Source organism: Pseudomonas sp. 43(2021) (assembly GCF_017490805.1).
GTDB lineage: Bacteria > Pseudomonadota > Gammaproteobacteria > Pseudomonadales > Pseudomonadaceae > Aquipseudomonas.
The window spans coordinates 1-457 of sequence record NZ_JAFGYJ010000483.1 but is presented as its reverse complement, the minus strand read 5'-3'; the positions used below and the strand labels follow the sequence as shown (position 1 = coordinate 457).

Sequence of the window (457 nt, the reverse complement as noted above, 5' to 3'; positions counted from 1 at the left end):
ACCCTATATTCCGCCGCCTCAAATCCTTGGGGAGGGGAATAACAATGGCACGTCAACACGAACAATTACCGGTCAGTTCACCACGTCTGCTCGCCTCGGCAATCGGTGTCGCAATCACCGCCGGCTCGGCTGGGCAGATGGTCTTCGCGGCGGAAACAACCGACAGCAAAGCGTCCGGCAACGCCATCGCCCTGGACGCCACCGCCATCACCGGCGAAGCCCAGGACTCGACGTCCTACCAGGTCGAAAAAGCCTCCTCGCCCAAGTACACCGCACCGCTGGTCGACACCCCGCGCTCGGTCACCGTCATCCCGCAACAAGTGCTCAAGGACACCGGCGCGCTGAACATGCAGGACGCGCTGCGCACTGTGCCGGGCATCACCTTCGGCGCCGGAGAAGGCGGCAACCCGCAGGGCGACCGTCCGTTCATCCGCGGCTTCGACGCCCAGGGCGACAC

1 protein-coding gene is annotated in these 457 nt (G+C 64.8%); it reads left to right on the top strand.

Annotated features, from left to right (window positions below):
- Positions 1-44: 44 nt before the first annotated feature.
- Positions 45-457: TonB-dependent receptor plug domain-containing protein (locus J5M71_RS28285; RefSeq protein ID WP_207838937.1), on the top strand; the 413-nt coding region annotated here is incomplete at its 3' end.